A 9508-nucleotide genomic window follows, 5' to 3' on the forward strand; every position below is an offset into this window, starting at 1 on the left:
TGACGGACAGCGGGGGCAGGCCATGACCGCACGCATCCTTGTCGTCGACGATGTCGCCGCCAATCTGAAGCTCCTGGAAGCGCGGCTGCTGGCGGAGTACTACGAAGTCGTCACTGCGCGTTCCGGCCCGGACGCCATCGAAATCTGCGAATCCAGCAAGGTCGATGTCGTGCTGCTCGACATCATGATGCCCGGCATGGACGGCTTCGAGGTCTGCCGCCGGCTGAAGGCCGACGCGGACACCACCCATATTCCGGTCATCATGGTGACCGCCCTCGGCCAGCCGGCCGACCGGGTTCGCGGGCTCGAGGCCGGCGCGGACGATTTTCTCACAAAGCCCGTCAACGATCTGCAGCTCCTGACGCGGGTGCGCAGCCTGGTGCGCCTGAAGACCCTGACCGATGAGTTGCGCCTGCGCGCCGCGACGACGCGCGACATCGGCATCGAGCAGCTCTTGCAGAGAAGGAACGAGGACGAGGAGGAGAAGGCCCGGGTTCTCCTGGTGGAGGAGAACGAGGCTTCCGCCCGGCATTTGAAGCGGATGCTGCGCGGCCAATTCACGCTGGAGACCGTGGCCAAGCCGCAGGCCGCCTTCCTTCAGGCGGCGGAGGCCGCTTATGAATGCATCGTCGTCGCCACCGGCTTTTCCGAATACGACCCGCTGCGGCTTTGCTCGCAATTGCGGGCGCTGGAGCGCACGCGGCTGGTGCCGATCGTGCTTTTGGCCGGCGATGCCGACGAGGAGTGCGTCATCCGCGGGCTTGAACTGGGCGTCAACGATTATCTCCTGCGTCCGGTGGAGCGCCAGGAACTGATCGCCCGCCTGCGCACGCAGATCCGCCGCAAGCGCTATAATGACAGCCTGCGCTCAAGCGTCGCCCGGACGGTAGAGATGGCCGTCACCGATCCGCTGACGGGCCTGCACAACAGGCGTTATATGGACAGCCACCTGCGGACCCTGTTCGACAGAGCCGACGCTCGCGAGCGCCCGCTCTCCCTTATCCTCATCGACATCGACCGCTTTAAGGTCATCAACGATACGTGGGGGCATGACAGCGGGGATGCTGTCTTGAAGGAACTCGCCGCCCGCCTGCGCACCAATCTTCGGGCGATCGATCTGGTCTGCCGTTACGGCGGGGAAGAATTCGTCATCGTCATGCCGGACACGGAACTCTTCATCGCCGAGAAGGTGGCCGAGCGCATCCGCGCCGAGGTCGCGCACGAACCTTTTCCCAAGGGTAAGGGGGAGGAGGGGCTTGAGGTTACAGCAAGCCTCGGCGTCGCCGCCATGCGGCAACCCGGCGACACCGTGGAAGCGCTTTTGAAGCGTGCGGATGTGGCGCTGTATGAAGCCAAGAGCGGCGGCCGCAACAAGGTCGCCGCCGCAGCTTGAGCCCTCCGGTTCGCAGAGGGGCATGGTTACAAATTTACCCTAATTTAATTGGACACTGCCGAATAGTTAAGTAAGTATTGATTTTCATGCTCATTTGCGCGAGTGTCGCAACCATTGGTGGACGCCGCTGACGGGGAGTTCTTCAGCGGTATCCCACGAATGCCCCATGATGCTCAGGTCCGCCGCATCTCCTGGGTCCCGTGGGGTTGGCCGGCCGGCGCTGGTGTAAGTGGCCTCCTCGTACCGCAGCCAGATCGCCGACCGGCCCCCACTTTCCTGCAACGTATACTGGTATTTTGGATGAGCGCCTCGGGCGCTGCGACCGAAGGGGGACGTCTGCCGCTCCGCCCGTCTCCGTCCCGCGCGGGTCTCACCCATGGAACGAACGCGAAGGCGGCGGCCTGCACCTGTCCGAACGCTACACGCGGGCGTGCCAACAACGCTGCTGGAGCAGCCTACAACGAAAACGGCGCCCGCGAGGGCGCCGTGAATGCATCCATGAATGCGTTTGGCGCTACTTGATCTTCGCCTCGCGGAACTCGACGTGCTTGCGCGCAATCGGATCGTATTTGCGCTTGGTCATCTTCTCCGTCATCGTGCGGCTATTCTTCTTGGTGACGTAGAAGTAGCCCGTGTCGGCCGTTGACTGAAGCTTGATCTTGATGGTCGTGGCCTTGGCCATGGTGTTCGTCCATTGTTCGTGGTGATGTGGGCGGCCCGTCAGCGATGGCGGCAGGGCGCGGAAAACTTCGGCGGAGACATAAAGACAATGCCCGGAATGTCAAGCCCATCCCCGTGGAGGGCAAGCTACAAGAGCACCCGTCTGGCGTGGCGCGCGCGCACGAAGTAGAAGGGCACGGGAGCGCCGGGTGTCAGTTCCGGGTCGGTTTCGATGCGTCGTTGAAGGTCGTCCAGCACTGTGCGGGTGATGATTGGGATGTCGGCACTTCGCGCCTGATCCAGGGTCAGCCAGGCGATTTCCTCCAGTTCGTCCGTCGGCCCGCCCTCGGCAAGTTCGAGCGCGACGTCTTCGCGCCAGATGGCGAAGAAGCGCGTGTCGAAGCGGCGCACGCGGCCGGGAGGCGTTATGGCCCGGGCGATATAGCGCAGGCCGCCGAGCGAGGGTTTGATCCCGTGTTCGGCAAAGCCCTGCCAGTGCGGGCTTCTTGTGGCAAACGGGCCCTTGTGTCCGATGAGGATGCCTGTTTCCTCATAGGTCTCGCGCACGGCCGATAGGGCGAGCGCCCGGGCGCGGGCAGCCGTGACGCGTTTGCCGGGGCCGATGAGCTTGGCCTCTTCCGCCGGATGAAGCGGATGCGCCACCCGAATGCGGCTGTCGGCAGGATCGGTGCGCCCGCCGGGAAAGACGAAGCGGCCCGGCATGAACGCATGGCGCATGTGCCGGCGGCCCATCAGGACGCAAAGCCCGCCCGCGCACCTGCCGAGAAGGATCAGCGTGGCCGCGTCGCGCGGACGCAAGACCCTTGCGGCGGCGACATCCGGTGCTTCGAAGGCGTCGATCTCGGCCCGCGTCATGTCTTCAAAGCGCATCATGCCCGGCGCCTTCACCCTTCGAGATCAAGTCTCGAATTGGTCCTTCTCGCCACCGAAGCCGTGCATGCGCAACGCCCATTGCAGGCCGACGACCGATCCCTTGACGGGGCCGATGAGGGCGAGCGACATGATGAGCGTCAGCGGCGCCCAGATGGCCAGATGCAGCCATGTCGGCCAGTCCGTCGCCGCCTGGACGCCCATAAACGCGCCGACCACCACATGGCCGACGATGACGATGACCAGATAGGCGGGCAGATCGTCGGCACGGTGATGGTCCATCTCCTCGCCGCAGGAGGGACACCGGTCCACGGTCTTCAGAAACGCCCTGAAGAGCCGGCCCTGGCCGCATTGGGGACACTTGCCGAAGAAACCCCGCCGCATCGATTCGTAGACCGGCCGTTCCGTCCGCTTTTCCTGCCCGGCGCCGAAGACGTGCTCTTCCATCATTTTCTCCTGCCCTTGGCGGGGCGTTGCCTGCGTGCCTTGTCGCGCTTGGTCTTGTGCAGCGATTTCGACGAGCCGGACGGGTGGACCGGGTCGCTCATCATCTCGAAGCGCATGGCGCCGGCAAGCGGCGCCACCTCGACCAGGCGGACATCGACGCCGTCGCCGAGTTGGAAGCCTTTCCCGCTGCGCTGGCCAACCAGCGCATGGTGGGGTTCGTCGTAGATATAGTAGTCGTTGCCCAAGGTTGATACCGGAATGAAGCCATCGGCTCCGTACTCGGGCAGAAGCACGAAGATCCCCGCCTTGGTGATCCCGGAGATGCGGGCGGAAAATTCCTCGCCGGTGCGGGAGGCCAGGTGCTCGGCCACGAGCCGGTCGACCGTATCGCGTTCGGCCGCCATGGCGCGCCGCTCGGTTGCCGAGATGAGGGCCGAAACCTCTTCCAGGCGCGCTTCCTCCTCGGCGCTCAGCCCGTCCCCGCCGAGATTCCTGGCGGCGATGAGCGCTCGGTGCACGATGAGGTCCGCATAGCGCCGGATGGGTGAGGTGAAGTGCGCGTAGCGGCGCAGGTTGAGGCCGAAATGGCCAATGTTTTCGGTCGAATATACCGCCTGGCTCTGGGAGCGCAGCACCACCTCGTTGACCAGCTGTTCCTGGTCCGAACCGTCCACCCGGGCGAGGATGTTGTTGAACTGCGCAGGCCTGAGGGCCGGCCCGCGCGCCAGCGACATGCCGATAGAGGCGAGGAACTCGCGCAGCGATTCCTGCTTTGCGAGCGACGGCTCGTCATGCACGCGATAGACGAGGGGCTGGCGCGCCGCCTCCAGCGTCTCGGCGGCGGCGACGTTGGCCTGGATCATGAACTCCTCGATGAGCTTGTGCGCATCGAGGCGGGGCGGCACGATGACGCGGTCCACCGTGCCGTCCGGCTTGAGCAGGATCTTGCGCTCCGGCAGGTCCAGTTCCAGCGGCTCGCGCGCATTGCGGCCGCGTTTGAGGACTCCGTAGGCATCCCAGAGGGGGCGCAGCACCGTGTCGAGCAGGGGTCCGGACTTGTCGTCCGGTTTGCCGTCGACGGCCGCCTGCGCCTGATCGTAGGATAGACTGCCGGCCGAGCGCATCATGACGCGGTGGAAGCTGTGCCCGATCTTGCGGCCGTCGGACGAAAAGCGCATGCGCACGGCAAGTGCGGGACGGGCCTCGCCCTCGCGCAGCGAGCACAGGTCGTTGGAGATGCGCTCGGGCAGCATCGGCACCACGCGGTCGGGAAAATAGACCGAATTGCCCCGCCTCAACGCCTCGCGGTCGAGGGCGGAGCCGGCACGCACATATTGGGCCACGTCGGCGATTGCGACGGTGACGACGACGCCGCCCCGGTTCTTCTCGTCGTCGTCCGGCTCGGCGTAAACCGCGTCGTCATGGTCCTTGGCGTCGGGCGGATCGATGGTGATCAGCGGCAGCTTGCGCCAGTCCTCGCGACCCTTCAGGGTGGCCGGCTTGGCGGCCGCGGCCTCCTCCAGCGCGGCATCGGGGAAGATGTGCGGGATCTCGTGGGCGTGGATGGCGATCAGCGAGACCGCCTTTTCCGTCGTGATCGAACCCACGACCTCGATCACCTTCGCCTTCGGCAGCCCGTAGCGGCCCTGCGAGACCGGCAGAGCTTCGACGAGATCGCCGTGTTGGGCCTCGTTGCGGGCTTCCGGATCGACGATGAGTTCCGGCTGGCGCCGCTCCACCGGCTCTATGCGCAAGGACCCGTCGTCGAGCTCGCGAAAGACGCCGAGCACCGCACGACGGCGCTTTTCGAACACCTTCATCACCCGGCCGGTATAGGCCGGGCCCGTCTCCTCCTCCGTCGGGGAGACGCGCGCCAGCACGCGGTCTCCGACGCCGGCGGCAGTCGTCCTGGCCCCTTTCTGGGCACGGATGGTGACGAGCGGCACCGGCCCGTCATCCTCCTCGTCCTGCTCGGCCGGACGGGCGATGAGGCCGCCCTCGGCATCGCGCGAGAAGATGTCCAGCACGACGACGCGGGGGAGTGTACCGGGGCGCAGATTCTTCTTGCGCCGCGTCTTGACCAGCCCCTCGTCCTGCAGCTCGCGCAGCTTGTCCTTCAGCCAGACACGGTCGCCACCCTTGATGCCGAATGCCTTGGCGATCTCGCGCTTGCCCGATTGATCCGGGTTCTCGGAGATGAAGCGCAGGATGTCGTCGCGCGAGGGCAGGTGCGCGTTGCCGCTCTCGGCCTTGGCCGCCGCCGCCGCGGTGCTTCTTGAAGTCCTGCGCGCCAATTCGTCAGCTCCTGGCCTTGCCGCGTCCGGACTTCTTGCCCGGTTTGGTGGCCTTGGCGGCGATCAGTTCGAGCGCCTCTTCCTTCGTCACCGACATCGGATCCTTGCCCTTCGGCAGCGTAGCGTTAATCTTGCCGACATTGACATACGGCCCGTAGCGGCCGTCGCGCACGGTGATGACTCCGCCCCCGTCGGGATGTTCCCCGAGTTCCTTCAGCGCGGCCGGCTTGCCGCGGCGACCATTGCTCTTTTCCTTCTTCTCGGCAAGTAGCGACACGGCTCGGTTGAGGCCGACGGAGAAGACGTCCTCCGCCGATTCCAGATTGGCATAGGTGCCGTCGTGCAGGACGAAGGGACCATAGCGGCCGATCCCGGCGGAGATCATCTTGCCGGTCTCGGGATGCTGGCCGACGTCGCGCGGCAGCGACAGGAGCGCCAGCGCGCGCTCGTGATCGATGGTATCCGGTGTCCAGCCCTTGGGCAGGCTCGCGCGCTTGGCTTCCTTGCCCTCGCCGCGCTGGACATAGGGGCCGAAGCGGCCCGAGCGCAATGTGATCTCCTCTTCCGTATAGGGATCCGTTCCCAGCACCTTGTTGCCGTCGAGGCCGGCTTCCGCGTCGCCATTCTCGCCGTTCTCGCCGAGCTGGCGGGTGTATCCGCATTCGGGATAGTTCGAGCAGCCGACAAAGGCGCCGTAGCGGCCGAGCTTCAAGGACAGCTTGCCCGTGCCGCATTTGGGGCAGATGCGCGGATCGCCGCCGTCCTCGCGCGGCGGGAAGACAAGCGGGGCCAGCTCCTCGTTGAGCGTGTCGAGCACGTCCGCCACACGCAGGCCCTTGATGTCGTCGACGGCGCCGGAGAAGTCCTTCCAGAAATCCCGCAGCACATCCTTCCAGGAGAGTTTGCCGTCCGAGATATCATCGAGCTTTTCCTCGAGATCCGCGGTGAAGTCGTACTCCACATAGCGGCGGAAGAAGTTCTCCAGGAACCCGGTGACGATTCGCCCCTTGGCCTGGGGCACGAGCTTGCGTCGCTCGTTCGTCACGTAGTCCCGGTCCTCCAGCGTCTTCAGGATCGCGGCGTAGGTGGAGGGCCGGCCGATGCCCAGTTCCTCCAGCTTCCTGATGAGCGAGGCTTCCGAATAGCGCGGTGGCGGCTCGGTCGTGTGTTTGGTGACGTTGATGTCCTTGCGCTCGAGCGCTTCGCCGGTGTTGATCTCCGGCAGGCGGCGGTTTTCCTCGTCCTCCTTGTCGTCCTCCTTGACTTCCGTATAGGCGGCGAGAAAGCCGTCGAAGCGGATGACGGAGCCGACCGCGCGCAGGCCCGCAACGCGGTCGGCGCCCTTCGCCTCGATCTCGACCGTCGTGCGCTCGATCTCGGCCGCCTGCATCTGGCTGGCGATGGCGCGCTTCCAGATCATCTCGTAGAGACGGGCCTGGTCGCCATCGAGATATTTGCGCACCTGGTCCGGCGCGCGCGAGAAATCCGTCGGGCGGATGGCTTCGTGCGCTTCCTGGGCGTTCTTGGCTTTCGTCGAATAGTGGCGCGGTTTCTCCGGCAGGTAGCGCGCGCCAAAGGTGTCGTTTACTGCCGCGCGCGCCTGTTCCAGCGCCTCCGGCGCCATCTGCACGCCGTCGGTTCGCATGTAGGTGATGAGGCCGGCGGTTTCGCCGCCGATATCCACGCCTTCGTAGAGGCGCTGGGCGACCTGCATCGTGCGCGAGGCCGAAAAGCCGAACCGCGAGGAGGCCGCCTGTTGCAGCGTGGAGGTGGTAAACGGCGGAGCGGGATTGCGCCGCGTCGGCTTCGCTTCCACCGACAGTACCCGATAGGACGCGCCGTCCAGCATGGCCTTGATGGAATCGGCCTCGGCCTGGGTTTTGATGTCGAGCTTCTGCAGCTTCTTGCCGTCGAGCGCGGTCAGCCGCGCCTCGAAGGTTTCCTTGCGCTGCGTGTCGAGCAGGGCTGCGATCTGCCAGTAGTCTTCTCGTACGAAGCGCTCGATCTCGGCCTCTCGGTCGCACACGAGCCTGAGCGCCACGGACTGCACACGCCCGGCGGAGCGGGCGCCCGGCAGCTTGCGCCAGAGCACCGGCGAAAGCGTGAAACCGACGAGATAGTCGAGCGCACGGCGTGCCAGATAGGCATCGACCAGCGAGGCGTCGACCTCGCGCGGCTCGGCCATGGCGTCGAGCACAGCCTTCTTGGTGATGGCGTTGAAGACGACCCGGCGCACCGGCTTGTCCTTCAGTGCGCGTTTCTGCCTCAACACCTCGAGCACGTGCCAGGAGATCGCCTCGCCCTCGCGATCGGGGTCGGTTGCGAGGATGAGCCCGTCGGCGCTCTTCATCGCCTTGGCGATCTCGTTCAGGCGCTTCGCGGACGGGCTGTCGACGCTCCACGACATGGCGAAGTCCTCGTCGGGACGCACCGAACCGTCCTTGGCGGGCAGGTCGCGCACATGGCCGAAGGAGGCCAGGACCGTATAATCCTTCCCCAGATATTTGTTGATCGTTTTCGCCTTGGCCGGCGATTCGACAATGACGACATCCATATGTGCGCAAAACCTTCTTCGGCATTCTTGTGGCGATGCCGTGTTTGATTGTGGGCGGCAAAGCCCGGCTGGCAAGTGAAATGGCTGCGCTTTTCCGCGCGGTCAAGGGCTCGGCCGCAAATCGCCCGACAAACGCGCTTACAACTGTTGCGTGTTTATGTGTTCAATTTATATTTATTAGTGTATATATACATCTCCCGGCAAGCTGGGTTCAAGGGGTGAACGAACTGAATGCGAACAGACGCGTTCGCGCAAGGAGGTGCACGGAAGCACAGGCGAGAGGCGGGGGCAAAGGGCGAGGGAGAATGCAGCCACATGCCCCGAATGTCACAGGAGCGGCCAGATGGCGAGGCGCTGCAATATATTCAGGCAATGCTTGGGCAGCTTGCGGCGATGGCGAGGGCCGAGCGGTGCGAGATGCTGACATATCTTATCGAGATGGCTTATGTGGAGGCTGGCGACATCGTGTGCGGCGCCCGGCCGCCGTCACTGCGCGAGGAACGGTCACGGGCTGTCGATGAGGAGGGACACAGTGCCTCCTGAATGCCGTTCCAGACGACCGGCGATGTCCAGCTCCAGAAGGACGAGCGCCACCTGGGCCGGGTGAAGCCCGGTGTGACGGATGATCTCGTCGACCCCGACCGGGGTGGGCCCGAGCGCTGTGAGGACGAGTGCGCGCGCATCATCGTCGGGAGGCGGTGCGGAGGAGAAGTCCGCCGGCTCGTCCAGTTCGCGCCCCGTCGGCAGCCGCCCGATCAGAGGGGCCACCGCCTCGATGATGTCCCCGGTGCCCGTCACCAGGATGGCGCCCTGCTTGAGAAGCTTGTTGGTGCCGGCCGCACGCGGATCGAGCGGCGAGCCGGGGATGGCGAAGACGAGCCGGCCCATCTCGTTCGCCAGCCGCGCGCTGATGAGCGAACCGGAGCGGTTTGCCGCCTCCACCACCAGCAGCCCGTAGCTCATCCCTGCGACGAGGCGGTTGCGACGCGGGAAATCCTTGGCCCGCGGCGTCCAGCCGAACGGCATTTCCGACAGAACCACGCCGCGCTCGGCGATCTGGCTGAAAAGCGCCTCGTTTTCCGGCGGGTAGGGCCTGTCGAGCCCGCCCGCCAGCGCCGCCACGGTGCCGGTCTCCAGGCTGCCCTGATGGGCGGCGGCGTCGATGCCGCGCGCCAGTCCCGAGACGACCACATAGCCTTCGCGGCCCAGTTCCATGGCCATGCGCTGGGCCAGCTTGACGCCGGCGAGCGACGCGTTGCGGGCGCCCAC

The 9508-nt window shown here is 65.5% G+C and carries 7 protein-coding genes; 1 reads left to right on the forward strand and 6 read right to left on the reverse strand.

Going from position 1 to position 9508, the window contains the following annotated elements:
* The first annotated feature begins 22 nt into the window (after positions 1-22).
* On the forward strand, positions 23-1393 hold the full coding sequence (locus ACFP9U_RS11825) for a PleD family two-component system response regulator (RefSeq protein WP_378621601.1): 1371 nt from the start codon (positions 23-25) through the stop codon (positions 1391-1393).
* A 514-nt stretch (positions 1394-1907) separates the two neighbouring features.
* Here the strand turns inward: ACFP9U_RS11825 and rpmG are convergent.
* The 6 genes from rpmG to ACFP9U_RS11855 all read right to left on the reverse strand — a co-directional run.
* A complete protein-coding gene (gene rpmG, locus ACFP9U_RS11830; RefSeq protein WP_322450172.1) occupies positions 1908-2075 on the reverse strand; it encodes a 50S ribosomal protein L33 in 168 nt (55 codons plus the stop codon).
* A gap of 125 nt (positions 2076-2200) precedes the next feature.
* Positions 2201-2947, reverse strand: coding sequence for an NUDIX hydrolase (locus ACFP9U_RS11835; RefSeq protein ID WP_378621603.1), 747 nt, complete (start codon positions 2945-2947; stop codon positions 2201-2203).
* Positions 2948-2971: 24 nt separating this feature from the next.
* Positions 2972-3391: a DUF983 domain-containing protein gene (locus tag ACFP9U_RS11840; protein WP_378621605.1), complete on the reverse strand. Its 420-nt coding sequence runs from the start codon at positions 3389-3391 to the stop codon at positions 2972-2974.
* Complete coding sequence (rnr, locus tag ACFP9U_RS11845; RefSeq protein ID WP_378621608.1) at positions 3391-5685, reverse strand: ribonuclease R; 2295 nt, start codon at positions 5683-5685, stop codon at positions 3391-3393. The genes ACFP9U_RS11840 and rnr overlap by 1 nt, the downstream gene beginning before the upstream one ends.
* A gap of 4 nt (positions 5686-5689) precedes the next feature.
* A complete protein-coding gene (gene topA / locus ACFP9U_RS11850) occupies positions 5690-8239 on the reverse strand; it encodes a type I DNA topoisomerase (RefSeq protein ID WP_378621610.1) in 2550 nt (849 codons plus the stop codon).
* Positions 8240-8743: 504 nt separating this feature from the next.
* The coding region (locus ACFP9U_RS11855) for a DNA-processing protein DprA (RefSeq protein WP_378621613.1) at positions 8744-9508 on the reverse strand (765 nt) is incomplete at its 5' end.

It is taken from the genome of Nitratireductor sp. GCM10026969 (assembly GCF_042660605.1).
Lineage (GTDB): Bacteria > Pseudomonadota > Alphaproteobacteria > Rhizobiales > Rhizobiaceae > Chelativorans.